Source organism: Bradyrhizobium sp. 33ap4 (assembly GCF_032654765.1).
In the GTDB taxonomy this organism is placed as follows: domain Bacteria; phylum Pseudomonadota; class Alphaproteobacteria; order Rhizobiales; family Xanthobacteraceae; genus Bradyrhizobium; species Bradyrhizobium australafricanum.
In genome coordinates, this window is the sequence record NZ_JAUMTJ010000001.1 from 153,215 (window position 1) to 167,663 (window position 14,449).

Annotated in this window: 13 protein-coding genes and 1 riboswitch; of the genes, 4 read left to right on the forward strand and 9 right to left on the reverse strand. The window is 65.1% G+C overall.

The annotated features are described in order from the left end of the window. Positions 1-22 precede the first annotated feature (22 nt). From thiC to Q2M23_RS00700, 6 genes are all read right to left on the reverse strand, one after another. Positions 23-1,888, reverse strand: coding sequence for a phosphomethylpyrimidine synthase ThiC (gene thiC / locus Q2M23_RS00675; RefSeq protein WP_316393678.1), 1,866 nt, complete (start codon positions 1,886-1,888; stop codon positions 23-25). A gap of 133 nt (positions 1,889-2,021) precedes the next feature. Beyond that, positions 2,022-2,630 carry a thiamine phosphate synthase gene (gene thiE / locus Q2M23_RS00680; protein WP_316393679.1) on the reverse strand — a complete coding sequence of 203 codons (609 nt, stop codon included), beginning with the start codon at positions 2,628-2,630 and terminating at the stop codon, positions 2,022-2,024. Continuing rightward, complete coding sequence (locus Q2M23_RS00685; RefSeq protein ID WP_076824053.1) at positions 2,617-3,399, reverse strand: thiazole synthase; 783 nt, start codon at positions 3,397-3,399, stop codon at positions 2,617-2,619. Before Q2M23_RS00685 ends, thiE begins: the two co-directional genes overlap by 14 nt. 194 nt (positions 3,400-3,593) lie before the next feature. After that, positions 3,594-3,791 carry a sulfur carrier protein ThiS gene (thiS, locus tag Q2M23_RS00690; protein ID WP_076824056.1) on the reverse strand — a complete coding sequence of 66 codons (198 nt, stop codon included), beginning with the start codon at positions 3,789-3,791 and terminating at the stop codon, positions 3,594-3,596. After that, positions 3,782-4,795: an FAD-dependent oxidoreductase gene (locus tag Q2M23_RS00695; protein ID WP_316393680.1), complete on the reverse strand. Its 1,014-nt coding sequence runs from the start codon at positions 4,793-4,795 to the stop codon at positions 3,782-3,784. The genes thiS and Q2M23_RS00695 overlap by 10 nt, the downstream gene beginning before the upstream one ends. Further along, positions 4,783-4,924, reverse strand: a riboswitch (TPP riboswitch). Its footprint overlaps the gene before it by 13 nt. A gap of 108 nt (positions 4,925-5,032) precedes the next feature. Next, positions 5,033-5,557, reverse strand: coding sequence for a lytic transglycosylase domain-containing protein (locus Q2M23_RS00700; protein ID WP_057014952.1), 525 nt, complete (start codon positions 5,555-5,557; stop codon positions 5,033-5,035). 372 nt (positions 5,558-5,929) lie between these two features. Here Q2M23_RS00700 and Q2M23_RS00705 point away from each other — a divergent pair, with 372 nt between their 5' ends. Continuing rightward, a complete protein-coding gene (locus Q2M23_RS00705; protein ID WP_028332600.1) occupies positions 5,930-6,127 on the forward strand; it encodes a hypothetical protein in 198 nt (65 codons plus the stop codon). A gap of 29 nt (positions 6,128-6,156) precedes the next feature. Here Q2M23_RS00705 and Q2M23_RS00710 read toward each other — a convergent pair whose 3' ends face one another. Both Q2M23_RS00710 and Q2M23_RS00715 read right to left on the reverse strand, forming a co-directional pair. After that, a complete protein-coding gene (locus Q2M23_RS00710; protein ID WP_253625809.1) occupies positions 6,157-7,512 on the reverse strand; it encodes an ATP-binding protein in 1,356 nt (451 codons plus the stop codon). Positions 7,513-7,514: 2 nt separating this feature from the next. Beyond that, positions 7,515-8,252, reverse strand: coding sequence for a response regulator (locus tag Q2M23_RS00715; RefSeq protein WP_018273044.1), 738 nt, complete (start codon positions 8,250-8,252; stop codon positions 7,515-7,517). 274 nt (positions 8,253-8,526) lie between these two features. On the opposite strand from Q2M23_RS00715, the gene Q2M23_RS00720 reads away from it, so the two are divergent. The 3 genes from Q2M23_RS00720 (at position 8,527) to Q2M23_RS00730 (ending at position 13,010) form a co-directional block, all read left to right on the forward strand. After that, positions 8,527-8,904: a PRC-barrel domain-containing protein gene (locus Q2M23_RS00720; protein WP_028344225.1), complete on the forward strand. Its 378-nt coding sequence runs from the start codon at positions 8,527-8,529 to the stop codon at positions 8,902-8,904. Positions 8,905-9,241: 337 nt separating this feature from the next. Beyond that, positions 9,242-9,760, forward strand: a complete 519-nt coding sequence (locus Q2M23_RS00725) for a PRC-barrel domain-containing protein (protein ID WP_057014954.1) — start codon at positions 9,242-9,244, stop codon at positions 9,758-9,760. Positions 9,761-9,941: 181 nt separating this feature from the next. Then, a complete protein-coding gene (locus tag Q2M23_RS00730; RefSeq protein WP_316393681.1) occupies positions 9,942-13,010 on the forward strand; it encodes an alpha-mannosidase in 3,069 nt (1,022 codons plus the stop codon). Between the two features lie 119 nt (positions 13,011-13,129). Here the strand turns inward: Q2M23_RS00730 and Q2M23_RS00735 are convergent, their stop codons facing one another. Beyond that, positions 13,130-14,344 carry an ABC transporter substrate-binding protein gene (locus tag Q2M23_RS00735; protein WP_316393682.1) on the reverse strand — a complete coding sequence of 405 codons (1,215 nt, stop codon included), beginning with the start codon at positions 14,342-14,344 and terminating at the stop codon, positions 13,130-13,132. Between the last annotated feature and the right edge of the window lie 105 nt (positions 14,345-14,449).

Below are 14,449 nucleotides of genomic sequence, written 5' to 3' on the forward strand. Positions count from 1 at the left end.
CGGGCATGACGAGCGGTGAGGGTCAGAACACCCTGTTGCTCTCCTTCACCTTCTCCGCGTCCAGATACACGTCGCTTCCCATCTCCTTGAACTTGGCGCTCATCTGCGCCATGCCCTGCTCCTTGTCGTTGAGCGTCGCTGCGTAGTCGCGGACGTCCTGGGTGATCTTCATCGAGCAGAATTTCGGGCCGCACATCGAGCAGAAATGCGCGACCTTGTGGGCTTCCTTCGGCAGGGTCTCGTCGTGGAAGTTCTTCGCGGTGTCCGGATCGAGGCCGAGGTTGAACTGGTCCTCCCAGCGGAAGTCGAACCGGGCACGGCTGAGCGCATCGTCGCGCAGCTGCGCGGCCGGATGGCCCTTGGCCAGATCAGCGGCGTGGGCCGCGATCTTGTAGGTGATGACGCCGGTCTTGACGTCGTTGCGATCCGGGAGACCCAGATGCTCCTTCGGCGTGACGTAGCACAGCATCGCGCAGCCGAACCAGCCGATCATCGCAGCGCCAATGCCCGAGGTGATGTGGTCGTAGCCCGGCGCGATGTCGGTCGTCAGCGGCCCGAGGGTGTAGAACGGCGCCTCGCCGCACTCCTTGAGCTGCTTGTCCATGTTGATCTTGATCTTGTGCATCGGCACGTGGCCGGGGCCCTCGATCATGACCTGGCAGCCCTTGTCCCACGCGATCTTCGTCAGTTCGCCGAGCGTCTCGAGCTCGGCAAACTGCGCGCGGTCGTTGGCGTCCGCAATCGAGCCGGGGCGCAGACCGTCGCCGAGCGAGAACGAGACGTCATACTTGCGCATGAGGTCGCAGATCTCGTCGAAATGGGTGTAGAGGAAGCTCTCCTTGTGATGCGCAAGGCACCACTTCGCCATGATCGAGCCGCCGCGCGACACGATGCCGGTGACGCGGTTGGCGGTGAGATGGATGTAGGGCAGCCGCACGCCGGCGTGGATCGTGAAATAGTCGACGCCCTGTTCGCACTGCTCGATCAGGGTGTCCTTGTAGAGCTCCCAGGTCAGCTTGACCGGATCACCGTCGCACTTCTCCAGCGCCTGGTAGATCGGCACGGTGCCGATCGGCACCGGCGAGTTGCGCAAAATCCATTCGCGGGTGGTGTGGATGTTGCGCCCCGTCGAGAGGTCCATCACGGTGTCGGCGCCCCAGCGGATCGCCCACACCATCTTGTCGACCTCTTCCTCGACCGACGAGGTCACCGCCGAGTTGCCGATATTGGCGTTGATCTTGGTCAGGAAGTTGCGGCCGATGATCATCGGCTCGAGCTCGGCATGGTTGATGTTGGAGGGAATGATGGCGCGGCCGCGCGCGATCTCGTCGCGGACGAATTCCGGGGTGATGAAGGCCGGCACCGCAGCGCCGAAGCTCTCGCCGTCGGCGAGCGCGGCTTCGGCGCGCTCGAGCTGTTGCTTGCGGCCGAGATTCTCGCGCTCGGCGACGTAGATCATCTCCTTGGTGATGATGCCGGCGCGGGCGAATTCGAGCTGCGTGATCTTGTGGCCGTCGAGGCTGCGCAGCGGCCTGTGGTGCGCGGTGAACGCCTTGGCGGCGTGCGCGGCGCCGACATTGCCGTTGTCCTCCGGCTTGATGGTGCGACCCTCATATTCCTCGACGCCGCCGCGCTCCTTGACCCAGGCGAGCCGATTGCGCGGCAGGCCGGCATTGACGTCGATCGTCACGTTCGGGTCGGTGTAGGGGCCAGAGGTGTCGTAGACGGGCAAATTCGGCTCGCCGGCGCCCTCCGACAGCATGATCTCGCGCAGCGGCACGCGCAGATCGGACGCGGCCTCCGGCGTCGCAAAGATCTTGCGTGAGGCGGGCAGCGCGCCGGTGGTGACGGCGGGACGGGTGGTGTCGGGATTGGAGCGGATGTTCATGAGGGATCCTCCTTAATCTTGTCGTCATTCCGGACGGTCCGTTAGGACCGATCCGGAATCTCGAGGTGGTGGCGCGAGATTCCGGGTTCACGCTTCGCGTGCCCCGGAATGACGCTGGTGAGAGTTACGTGCATCACGCGGCCTCCGCGCTGAGGCCGAGCCATTGTCTGACCCGCGCGTCGGGGTCGGGGTTCTGGGTGACGTCACTGACGACGGCGATCGAATCGGCGCCGGCGGCGAAGATCTCGGCGGCGTGCTCGAACTTGATGCCGCCGATCGCGACAAGGGGGATCGAGCCGATCCGCTTCTTCCACTCGGTGATCTTCGGAATGCCCTGCGGCTCGAACCGCATCGATTTGAGCGTGGTGAAGAAGATCGGGCCGAGCGCGACATAGTCGGGCTTGGCGGCGAGCGCGGTGGCGAGCTCGGCGTCGTCATGGGTGGAGATGCCGAGCGTCAGCTTCGCTTTGCGGATCTCGCCGAGGTCGGCCTCGGCGAGGTCTTCCTGCCCGAGATGCAGATGCTCGGCGCCGGCGACGATCGCCGCGCGCCAATAGTCGTTGACCACGAGCTTGGTCGGCGTGCCCTTGGTCACTGTGAGCGCATCGCTGACGATCTGCAGCGCCCCGGCATCGTCGAGCTCCTTGGCGCGCAGCTGGATGGTGCCGACGCCGAGTTTTGTCAGTCGCTCGACCCATTTGATGCTGTCGACGACGGGATAGAACGGATCAGGATACGGCATGCCAGAACGGGGTCCCAACGACAGGGGTGGAGGGGGAGGCGAAGTCGCGGGCTTCCATCAGCCCGGCTTCGTAAGCGGTGCGGCCGGCCTCGACGCCGAGGCGGAAGGCATTGGCCATCGCAACGGGATCGGCGGCTTTGGCGACCGCCGTGTTGAGCAGCACGGCGTCATAGCCGAGCTCGAGCGCCTCGGCGGCATGCGAAGGCGCCCCTAAGCCGGCGTCGACCACCAGCGTGATGCCGGGCAGGCGGTCGCGCAACAGCTTCAGCGCGTCGCGGTTGGTGATGCCCTTGGCGCTGCCGATCGGTGCTGCCCACGGCATCACCACCTTGCAGCCGGCGTCGACCAGCCGCGAGGCGACCGAGAAATCCTCGGTGCAATAGGGGAAGACTTCAAAACCGTCCTTGATCAGGATGCCGGCCGCCTCGACCAGGCCGACCACATCGGGCTGCAGCGTGTCGTTGTCGGCGATCACCTCGAGCTTGATCCACGGCGTGCCGAACAATTCGCGCGCGAGCTTTGCGGTGGTCACCGCTTCCTTGACGCTGCGGCAGCCCGCGGTGTTCGGCAGCACGGTGACGCCGAGCTCGCGGATCAGCGACCAGAACGCATCGCCGGTCTTGCCACCCGCCGCCTCGCGCCGCAGCGACACCGTGACGATGCTGGCGCCCGAGGCGCGGATCGCATTCTGCATGATCGCAGGCGAGGGATACAGCGCCGTGCCGATCAGCAGGCGGGACGGGAAGGATTTGCCGTAGAAGGTGACCATGATCCGTGGTGTCTCCTCAAATCACGCCGTCGTCCCGGCGAAGGCCGGGACCCATACGCCGCGGCCCTTCAAGAGGGCACGCGGGGCGTCGTTCGTTCCGCCAATAGCCGGTCGTGGTTATGGGTCCCGGCTCCGTGCGCAAGCGCGCACTCGGCCGGGACGACATGGGGAGGGAGTGTGCGAACAAACTCACATCACCCTCCCTGCCGCGGCGTGATGATCTCGATCTCGTCGCCGGCTTTCAACGCGGTGTCGGCCCAGCGGCTCTTCGGCACCACGTCGTAGTTCAGCGCGATCGCGAAATGCGTGCCCTCGTAGTCGAGCTCGGCCAGCAGCGCATCGACACTGGAGGCCACGATCTCCCGCTGCTCGCCGTTGACGATCACGCGCATTGCATCACCTCATTGTCGATTTCGCCGCGCGCGAGATAGGCGAGCGTCAGCTCCGCCAGCGCCGGCGCGAGCAGGAAGCCATGACGGTAGAGTCCGTTCACCGTGATGCGTTCCTGCTCGATCCTGATTTTCGGCAGATTGTCGGGAAATGCAGGGCGCAGGCCGGCGCCGAATTCGACGATGCGCGCCTCGGCGAATGCCGGATGCACGACATAGGCGGCCCCTAACAGCTCCAGCGCCGAGCGCACGCTGACGCCGTTGTCCTCGGCCTCGATCGAGGTCGCGCCCAGCATGAAGCGGCCGTCGCCGCGCGGGATCACATAAAGCGGCCAGCGCGGATGGATCAGCCGCACCGGGCGCGCCAGTTCGACCTCGGAGGTCTCGATGATGATCATCTCGCCCTTGACGCCGCGCAAGCTCGGCTCGCGGTCGCGCGCGGCAAGGCCGCGGCAGTCGATCACGACGCCGTCGAGATCGGCTGCCTCGGCGTCGCTGCCGAACTTGATGGCGCCGCCGGCCTTGCCGATCGCGGCATGCAGCCGCGGCAGCACGCGGCGCGGCTCGACATGGCCCTCGTCGGGATAGAACAGGGCGTCACGGAAACGGCCCTCGAGCGACGGCTCGAGCGCGCGAACGCCCTCGGCGTCGATCCGGCGATGGCCGGTGGTGAGGCGGGCAAAGCGCTCGAAATCGGCGCGGTCGCGCGGATGCGCCACCACCAGCGAGCCGTTGAACGGGGTTTCCGGAACATGCTGCCGCCAGAGCTCGAGCGAGCGGATGCCGAGCCGGGAGATCACCGGCTCGGAGGCCTCCGCCTCGCACCAGGGCGCGAGCATCCCGCCGGCCCAGTGGCTTGTGGATTCCGTCATCGCGGCGTCACTGCGCTCATGCAGGGTGACGGCACGTCCGGCCTCTGCGAGCAAGAGCGCATGCCAGGCGCCGGCTATGCCGGCGCCGATGATGGAGACGGGGGAATCCCCCCGCGGTCTTGACGTCTGATACATCCCTGTCCCTTCGCCGGCATGACCCGGATCAGGTTCAAAGGGTCACCGCGGTCCCGGACTATTCGCCTACTGGCTAGCCCAAGCTTGCGGTATCTCAGCTCCTCCTTCGGAGCACCCCTCGGAACGCCCCTAATGTAGGCGGATGGGCTCGTGTGTCAACTTGTATGCCAGACGCGTTGACAGGCGGTGTCGAGGATGGCCGGCACGCGCCGTGGGGCTGCGCGGATACGATCGGCGCTATTTTTCGGCCTGTTCCGGCTTCGGCTCGGCGGTATCGGCCGTCATTTGCTCCGACTTGGCGAATTCCTTCGGCGGTGCACCCGCGCCGCCATGCTTCGCTTCCTTCAGGTGATCCCCGCGCTGGCGCTTTGCGACGTAGTAATACCCGCCCGCGAAATAACGCACGGCTCGATCGTGATTGCCATCGGCGGCGCGATAGGCGCCGGCGAGGTATTTGATGCCGTATTTGAGGTTGGTCTGGGGATCGCGCAGACCCTCGGCGGTACCGGTGTAGCCGAGGCCGCGTGCAGTGCCGAGCTTGATCTGCATCAGCCCGATGGTGCCGCCGCGTCCGATCAGCTGCGGATGGTACTTGCTCTCGCGCACGATGACGCGATGCACCAGCTCTTCCGGTACGAGGTTGGCCTGGGCCTCGGCCGCCACCATCGCCTCATATTGCGCGCGCGATTGCGCCTGCGCGCTCGCGCAGGACGCCAGCACCGCGATTGCGGCAAGGCAGCCAAGGGCTTGTACGGTCTTCATCTCAATCGCTCGGGCTTTCAGATGCGCGTCGGTTCTGCGGTCTCATTGGTACGGCTAGCGGGCAGGAATGTGGCAAAACCTTCGCATCAGCGAACGTTAATGCATCCGTGATTGTCCGGTCATGGGGTGAAGGGACCACGCGATTGCAATACGGATGCTTCAAATTGTTTGCTTCAATCGTCTCAGCCAAAAATTGTCTTGGCCTGCAATTTCCTTCTAATTTTTCTGACTAATTTTGCCGCACGCTATCCACAGCAGTTTGTCGTGCAAACGAATCAATGAAGGTCTAGACTTCGTCCACGGCAGAGTGCGCGATCGTTCAGTCAGCAGCTCTGTCCAAGCACGCAAGAAACAACATTCGGGAGATGCGCCATGGTCCGTCAGGACACCGGCTATATGCCTCGCGAAAATCCCTGCGCGCAATGCGGTAAGCCGATCGCCCGCCCTGATTGGGTGGAGCACAGCGAAGGCCGCTCGTCGTTCTTGTGGAATTGCCGCGCCTGCAATTACCGCTTCGAGGCCATCGCGATCTACGAGGAAGCGGAGCTCATTACGCCGCTCGCCGCCTGACGTCTCCTCATCGCATCAGCTTCGCCTGATCAGGCCGCGGATTTCTGCCGCTGCAATTGCTGTTGCCGCGCCGGCAATTCGATCCGGACCACGAGCCCGTGCGGCTTGCGATCGTGCAGCGACAGCGTGCCGGCATGCGCGAGCACGATGGCGTTGGCGATCGACAGTCCAAGGCCGAAGCCTTCGGCCTCATCCATGTTGCGTGCCTGGTCGCCGCGCACGAACGGCTCCAGCACGCTCGCCTTGTGCGCATCCGAGATGCCGGGCCCGTCATCCTCGATGTCGACGACGAGGCGGTCGGGCTTGACGTCGAGGCGGACGGCAACTTCGCCGCCGAACCGCACGGCATTCTCCACCAGATTGGTGATGCAGCGATGCAGGTCGGCCGGCCGCGCGGTCGCCATCGCGTGCTGCGGGCCCGTGTAACTGACCTTGTGTCCCATGTCGGCGAACTGATCGGTGACGAGGTGCAGCGTGCTCGCGATGTCGACCAGCGTCATCTCCTCGAGCTTGCGGTCGTTGCGCAGGAACGACAGCACCGATTCCAGCATCGAGCGCATCTGGTCGAGGTCGCGCAGCATGCGGTGGCGGTGGGTCTCGTCCTCGATGAATTCGGCGCGCAGCCGCATCCGCGTGATCGGCGTGCGCAGGTCATGGCTGATCGCGGCCAGCATCTTGGTGCGATCGTCGATCAATGCGGTGATGCGCTCGCGCATCCGGTTCAGCGCCCGGGCCAGCGAACGGATCTCCTCCGGACCGCGCTCGGGCAGCGGCGCGGCGGCGCCGTTCAGGCTGAAGGTCTCGGCGGCCTTGACGAAGGACGACAGCGGCGCGGTCAGCGCCCATGCCGCCCACAGGCCGAGCAGGGTGACGCTGATGACGGCGAACAGCACCGTCATCATCCACGGTCCACCCCAGAACGGCCGCATGTGCTGATCCGGCATCAGGTTGGCGGCGAACATGGCGCCGTCGGGCAGGCGGATCGCGACGCGGCGAATTTCGCCGTCATGTGGCGTGCTGCCAGCTTCGCGCGGCAGCAGGAAGATGCGATAGCCGGCGCCGAGCCGGCGCAGCGCGTGCAGGCTCGGCGTGTCGGTTTCGGTGAGCGCGCCGGCATCGGAAGGCAGGTCGCCGATCGCAAGTTGCGGGAAAGCACGGGCGACGTCGGCCAGGAGCCGCGGCCGCTCCGACGCCGGGGCATGCCCGAGCAGCTGCGCGGCGGCGGCGAGCTGGGTGTGCCAGCGGTCCGACGGCTCCACCCGATCAGGGCGATGGATCAGGAAGGTGGCGGTGATGATCAAGTGCAGCGCGACGATCGAAACGACGACCAGCGCCGCCATCTGGGCGCCGATCCCCCGCAGACTCAGCACGCGCAGCAGCTTCATGGTCAATTGTTCGTGGCGGCAACCGCCTCCACCCTCGGCGTGAACACATAGCCGCCGGAACGCACCGTCTTGATCATGGTGGCTTCCTGCGGATCGGGCTCGATCTTGCGGCGGATGCGGCTGACCAGCACGTCGATCGAACGTTCGAACGAGCCGGCGCTGCGGCCCTGGGTCAGGTCGAGCAGGCTGTCGCGCGACAGCACGCGGCCGGGCCGCTCGCAGAAGGTGCGCAGCAGGTCGAACTCGGCGCTGGTCATGGCGACGCGCGCGCCTTCGGGGTTGCGCAGCTCGCGCAGGCGGATGTCGATACGCCAGCCGAGGAAGGTCAGCGTGGTCGCGCCCTCGATCGCGCTGGCGTTGCGCGCGGCGGCCTGCCGGCGCAGCACCGCGTTGATCCGCGCCAGCAGCTCGCGCGGGTTGAACGGCTTTGCCAGGTAATCGTCGGCGCCCATCTCGAGGCCGAGGATGCGGTCGACGTCCTCGCCGCGCGCGGTCAGCATGATGATCGGCGTCTGCGATTCCGCCCGCACCTTGCGGCACAGGCTGAGGCCGTCCTCGCCGGGCAGCATGACGTCGAGCACCAGGAGATCCACGCGGTGGTCGGTCATCGCCTTGGCCATCTCGCGGCCGTCAGAGGCGGTCGTGACATGACAAGAATTGGTACGGAGATATTTTGCGATAAGCGACCGCGTCTCGCGGTCGTCCTCGACGACAAGGATATTGGGCGCAGCCTGGGTCATACCGATCTTTTGTCCGTGATTCGGGGAAAGCGGCTCAGGAATTTTGTTTCAGTATGTGTCTGAAATCTTGCCCGGCTATCCGGGTTAACAGGTCGGCCGCAGGCAGAAAAGTTATCGTTCTGTCATCAATCCTGATGCCCTGAAATGCGGGCAGAACCCTCTGGCCCCTGGTCGTTATGGCGGCCGGAGAAGGGGAAGGGCGGCTGTCATATCCGGGGGCGGAACCCGTTACCCCGGCGACGCGTTATTTCTCTTTCGGGTCAAGGAGGGTGAGATGGCTGTCGAGGTCGAGACCAGGCCGCATCAGCTCATTGCAAGCGACCGGGTCGAGGGGACGGCGGTGCGCCGGGCCAATGGCGACATGATCGGCCATATCGAGCGGCTGATGATCGACAAGATCTCCGGCAAGGTATCGTACGCGGTGTTGAGCTTCGGCGGCTTCCTGGGCATTGGAACCAATTTGATCCCGCTGCCCTGGGGCCGGCTGCACTACAACCCGAAGTTCGAGGCCTATGAGCTCGACATCGAGGACGAGGAGCTGAAGCGCGCGCCGTCGTTCCGTGCCGACAAGGATTTCGATTGGGGCGATCGCTCGCAGGAAGTCGAGCTGCATCGCTTCTACGGCGTGCCGCCCTATTGGGGCGGCTTCTGATCGCGCGGCAACATGCGCGCATGACGACGCTCGCCGATCGATGATGCGGTCGCTGGGACGAGCGCGCGGCTTGTGCAGCGCGGTTCGCCGGGACGACTTAGTGAGCCAAACATCGTCACATCATGGACTGCGCGTCCGGCGCAGTCGTGAGGCTCAACCGCAAGCTCACTTGAGAGATCACGATACCTTTCGTCAAGCGGCGCAGCGTTTCCGTGCGCTGAAAGGTCCTCACCCCCGTTCCTCGGCATTTAAGCGGCTTTTGAGCGCAGGTCCGTTAGGAACGGTTGCGAAGATGACGGGTTTTCCCAGCATCGATTTTGCGAGAGGAGAGCCATCAATGTTGGTCAAATCCATCATCGCCGGCCTCGCCGGCACCGCGCTGCTTGCAACCGTCGCCGTTGCGCAGACGCCAACCGATAAGGGCGACAAGATGTCTCCTGCGGCGTCGACGTCAGCCACGTCGCCGGATTCGTTCAAGGGCAACTGGCGCGCGTCGAAGGTCGTCGGCCTCAGCGTGTACAACGATGCCAATGAAAGCGTCGGCTCGATCAATGATCTGCTGATGGAGAAGGGCGGTACAATCAAGGCGGTCGTGATCGGCGTCGGCGGCTTCCTTGGCGTCGGCGAGCACTTGGTCGCGGTCCCGATCGACAAGGTGAAGTTCGTGAACGAGCCGATCGCCTATACCGGCGCCTCGAACACCGGCGCCGGCAGCACCAGCAAGACGACCACCACGGGCGCGGCCCCTGCGGCGGCGACGTCGAAGCCGAATCCCTGGTATCCGGATCACGCCGTGTTCAATGCGAGCAAGGATGAGCTGAAGGCGATGCCGGAATTCAAGTATTCGACCGACTAACGCATCGCGTCACCTGCAAGAGAAGAGCGCGTCCGGTTGCTGCCGGGCGCGCTTTTTTGCTGGCCGGATGGATAAAATTTGGGAAGAGTGTAGGGAGTAGGTCAGGCGATCCAATTCGGACAGCGCGTTGCAATCATCATCAACCCTCACGTGATCATTCGTCAAATGGCTGAAGAACCTGATGAATGACAGGGACCGCGATAGCGGCGATCCAGCGGTAACCCGGATTCGCGGCCGCTACCCGCAATACACGCGGCGCCGGTTGCAAGGCTTTGCGGAGCGGCTGCAACAGAAGATTCATGCCGACCGCGTGCCGGTCACTTCGCTCGCGCTTGCCGGTCCCACCGAGCGGATCAGCCTCGAGGAGGCGCTCAAGCTCGATTATCGGCCGGTCCCGTTGGGCGAGACGCTGGGACCGCTATGGGCGACTTATTGGGTGCGGGTCGTGGCCGAGGTGCCGCGGGCCTGGGCCGGCACGCGCGTGGATCTGTATTGGGACAGCCGCTCGGAAGCGCTGCTTTGGCTCAACGGACGTTCCTCGCAGGGTCTCAATCCCGGCCGCCACACCGCGCCGCTCGTTCAGTCGGCGAGCGGCGGGGAGACGATCAGCTTCCATGTGGAGGTGGCCTGCAACGGCCTGTTCGGTGCGTCCTGGAGCGATCCGCAGGCCTACGCGCTGGTCGCCTGCGAGCTGCGCTGCTTCGATTCCGAGGCCACGGCATTCTATTTCGACTACGAGGTGCTGCGCCAGCTCGAGGCTGACCGCGATCCCACGACAAAGTCGAGGTCATACGGCGCTGTCGGAGAGACGGCGCAGCCGGCGCTGGATCGGACCTGGGCGGGGCGCCTGCTGCACGATCTCAACCGTATCTGCAACATCACCGATCCCGACGATCGCGCGACATGGCCGGCGGCGCGGGCGATCCTCGACGGCCTGCTCGCGGCACGAAACGGCAGCATCACCCACGAGATGTCGGCGATCGGCCACGCCCATCTCGACACGGCATGGCTGTGGCCGCTGGCGGAAACCCGGCGCAAGGCGCAACGCAGCTTCTCCACGGCGGTGGCGCTGATGGAGCGCTATCCCGATTTCAAGTTCGCCTGCTCGCAGGCCTATCAGTACGCCGTCATCGAGCAGAATGACCCTGACCTGTTCGCCCGAATTCGCGCCAAGGCCGCCGCCGGCCAATGGATTCCGGTCGGCGGCAGCTGGATCGAGCCGGACTGCAATCTGCCGTGGGGCGAGTCGATCTGCCGTCAGTTCCTCTATGGTCAGCGCTATTTCGAGCAAACGTTCGGCGCGCGCTCCAGCGTGTTCTGGAATCCCGACGTGTTCGGCTACGACGCCCAGCTGCCGCAGCTGATGCAGTCCGCGGGGATGTCGCGCTTCCTGACCCAGAAGCTGTCGTGGAACAAGTTCACCTCACCGCCGCATCACAGCTTCCATTGGCGCGGACTGGATGGCAGCACGGTGCTGGCGCATTTCCCCCCGGCGGACACCTACAACGGATCGGCGCAGGTCGCGGAGCTCCGCTATCACGCCGCCAATTACAAGGACGCCGACCGTTCGTCCGACGCACTCTATCTGTTCGGCTATGGCGACGGCGGCGGCGGTGCCGACGAGACGATGCTCGAGACGTTGCAGCGCGCAAGGGACTTGCAGGGGCTGCCGCGAATCCAGATTCGCTCCGTCGACGAGTTCTTCGACCGCCTGGCGATATCAGCGCCGGATCTGGCAACGATCGAAGGCGAGCTCTATCTCGAATATCATCGTGGCACCTACACCACGCAGGCCGAGACCAAGCGCCTCAACCGCGCTTGCGAGGCCGGCCTTCAGGCCCTCGAATTCGTGACCACGGTCGCGGCTGCCTGCCGGCAACCGGCACCGTCAGCACAGGAGATCGAAGCGCTGTGGCGCACGCTGCTGGTCAACCAGTTCCACGACATCATTCCCGGCAGCAGCATCCGCGAGGTCTATGAACGTGCGGAGGTCGAACTCGCTGGCGTGGCGGAGGAGGCCGGGCGTCGCACGCAAGCCGTGCTGGCGACACTGTGCGATCCCGAAGACGGCAATTGGACACCCGTCAACACGCTGGGCTGCGCGCGCGCCGAGGTCGCGTCCGACCCCGACGGCGAGCTTCGTCACATCGCCGCCGCGCCGTTTGCGGCGGGTGAAACGACGACGACCGACGATCGCGTTGTGGTCGCCGCCGATCTGGACGGCTTCGTGCTGTCGAACGCGCGGCTCGAAGTGCGCATTGATCGCAGCGGGCTCGTTCGGTCGCTGCTGCATGTTGCGACCGGCCGCGAGACCTTCGCATCGCCGGCAGCCCGGCTGCTGCTGCTCGATGACCGGCCGCTCGATTTCGAGGCATGGGATATCGATCCGTTCGCGCTGGAGACCGCGCGCGAGGTGACAGGAGATGTGAGCTGCGCCGTGCTGTCGGATGGCGGGCTGCGCGGCGAGATTCGTTTCGAGCGCGGGCTCGGACGCGCAAGCCGGCTCGTGCAGGTAATCCGCCTCGATGCCGGCGCCGATCATCTCGAATTCGAAACCACGGTCGATTGGCAGGAGCGCAAGACGGCGCTGAAGGTCATGTTCCCCGTCGCCTGCCGTGCATCGAACGCAACCTATGAAACCATGTTCGGCGCAACCGAGCGGCCGACCCATGCCAACGCGGATGCCGATGCGGCCAAGTACGAGGTGCCCGGGCATCGCTGGGCCGATCTCGCCGAGCCGGATTTCGGCGTGTCGCTGTTCAGCGACTGCCGTCACGGCTATTCGGCGTTCGGCAACCAGCTCGCGCTGACGCTGCTGCGCGGCTCCGAATTGCCTGATCCGCAGGCCGATATCGGGCGGCACCGGATGCGCTATGCGATCTATCCCCACCACGGCGACTGGCGCAGCGCGGACACGGTCGGGCGCGCCTTGCGGTTCGAGCGTCCGGTGCTGTGGACCAAAGGGCGCCCTGGCGCGCTGTTGCGACGATCGTTCCTGACCGCATCTCCGGCCAACGTGATCGTCGATACGATCAAGCCCGCCGAGGATGGAGACGGCTGGGTGGTGCGGCTTTACGAGAGCGCCGGCATTCGCACCGCCGCGGCGCTCGATTTCGGCGTCGACATCGCGTCGGTGTGGATCAGCAACACCCTGGAAGACCGCATCGAGGCCTTGCCGACCGAGGATCGGGGATGCCGCCTGGCGCTGCGTCCATTCCAGATCGCAACGCTGCGGGTCTTCCAGGCGTAATGCCTGCAGTGACTTTCGCTCCGGCTTGCGGGGTACGGCATGGCAGCCGCGGAATTCCGTCTGCGATGCGCGGAGAGACCGGATCGCATCGCTGGATGCGATCCGGTGTGGCGTGGCCGTCAGTTCGACTTCACCAGCGGACAGCCGCCCTTGTCGAGCGGGCGGAACGCCTCGTCGCCGGGCACGGTGGCGTTCAGCTTGTAGAGGTCCCACTCGCCCTTGGATTCCTCGGGCTTCTTGACCTCGAACAGATACATGTCGTGCACCATGCGGCCGTCGATCCGGATATGGCCGTTCTTGGCGAAGAAGTCGTTGACCGGCGTGGCGCGCATCTGGGCCATCACCTTCGGCGCCTCGTCGGTGCCGATGGCCTCGATCGCCTTCAGGTAATGCATGGTCGCCGAATAGAGGCCGGCCTGGATCATGGTCGGCATATGGCCGACCTTCTCGTTGAAGCGCTTCGAGAAGGCGCGGGTCTCGTCGTTCATGTCCCAGTAGAAGGCGTCGGTGACGATCAGGCCCTGGGTCGCCTTGATGCCGAGCGAATGCGTGTCGGTGATCTCCTGCAGCAGCGCGATCATCTTCTGGCCGCCTTGGGTCAGGCCGAACTCGGAAGCCTGCTTCAGCGCGTTGGTGGTGTCGCCGCCGGCATTCGCCAGCGCCACGACCTTGGCCTTGGAGGCCTGCGCCTGCAGCAGGAAGGACGAGAAGTCCGACGAGTTGAGCGGATGACGCACGTCGCCCAGCACCTTGCCGCCGCTCTCCTTGACGACATTGGCGGCATCGCGTTCCAGCGCCATGCCGAAGGCGTAGTCGGCGGTGACGAAGAACCAGGTGTCCTCGCCGCGCTTGACCATCGCCTTGCCGGCGACGTTCGATAGCGCATAGGTGTCGTAGGTCCAGTGCACCGTGTTGGGCGAGCAGGCGGTGCCGGTGATATCGGAGGAGCCGCCGCCGGAATTGATGTGGATCTTGTTCTTCTCGCGCGTCAGCGCCGAGATCGGCAATGCGACCGACGAGGTCGGCACGTCGAGGATCGCGTCGACCTTGTCGTTGTCGTACCAGTTGCGTGCGATGTTGACGCCGACGTCGGGCTTGTTCTGGTGATCGGCTGCGATCACCTGCACCGGCTTGCTTTTCACCTTGCCGCCGTAATCGGCGACCGCCATCTCGACGGCGGCGACCGAGCCCTTGCCGGTGGCGTCCGCATAGAGGCTCGACATGTCGGTGAGCACGCCGATCTTGACGACGTCGTCGGAGATCTGGGCGTTCGCCGCGGTCGCTGAGACCGCGAGCGCGAGGCCGGCCGCCGCTGCGGCCAAGAGTGTTTTCATCGTGTTTTTCTCCCTGACTTTTTCGTTGAGGGTTGCTTCCACCGGGGCGTTCTAGCCGCTGCGACAAGCTGTCGCAAAGACGACTTTTTGAGCATGCGCGCGGCA

Bases quoted from the DNA above. Each gene is read 5' to 3' on its own strand.
- thiC (WP_316393678.1), bottom strand. From the start codon at position 1,888: ATGAACATCCGCTCCAATCCCGACACCACCCGTCCCGCCGTCACCACC.
- thiE (WP_316393679.1), bottom strand. From the start codon at position 2,630: ATGCCGTATCCTGATCCGTTCTATCCCGTCGTCGACAGCATCAAATGG.
- Q2M23_RS00685 (WP_076824053.1), bottom strand. From the start codon at position 3,399: ATGGTCACCTTCTACGGCAAATCCTTCCCGTCCCGCCTGCTGATCGGC.
- thiS (WP_076824056.1), bottom strand. From the start codon at position 3,791: ATGCGCGTGATCGTCAACGGCGAGCAGCGGGAGATCGTGGCCTCCAGT.
- Q2M23_RS00695 (WP_316393680.1), bottom strand. From the start codon at position 4,795: ATGTATCAGACGTCAAGACCGCGGGGGGATTCCCCCGTCTCCATCATC.
- Q2M23_RS00700 (WP_057014952.1), bottom strand. From the start codon at position 5,557: ATGAAGACCGTACAAGCCCTTGGCTGCCTTGCCGCAATCGCGGTGCTG.
- Q2M23_RS00705 (WP_028332600.1), top strand. From the start codon at position 5,930: ATGGTCCGTCAGGACACCGGCTATATGCCTCGCGAAAATCCCTGCGCG.
- Q2M23_RS00710 (WP_253625809.1), bottom strand. From the start codon at position 7,512: ATGAAGCTGCTGCGCGTGCTGAGTCTGCGGGGGATCGGCGCCCAGATG.
- Q2M23_RS00715 (WP_018273044.1), bottom strand. From the start codon at position 8,252: ATGACCCAGGCTGCGCCCAATATCCTTGTCGTCGAGGACGACCGCGAG.
- Q2M23_RS00720 (WP_028344225.1), top strand. From the start codon at position 8,527: ATGGCTGTCGAGGTCGAGACCAGGCCGCATCAGCTCATTGCAAGCGAC.
- Q2M23_RS00725 (WP_057014954.1), top strand. From the start codon at position 9,242: ATGTTGGTCAAATCCATCATCGCCGGCCTCGCCGGCACCGCGCTGCTT.
- Q2M23_RS00730 (WP_316393681.1), top strand. From the start codon at position 9,942: ATGAATGACAGGGACCGCGATAGCGGCGATCCAGCGGTAACCCGGATT.
- Q2M23_RS00735 (WP_316393682.1), bottom strand. From the start codon at position 14,344: ATGAAAACACTCTTGGCCGCAGCGGCGGCCGGCCTCGCGCTCGCGGTC.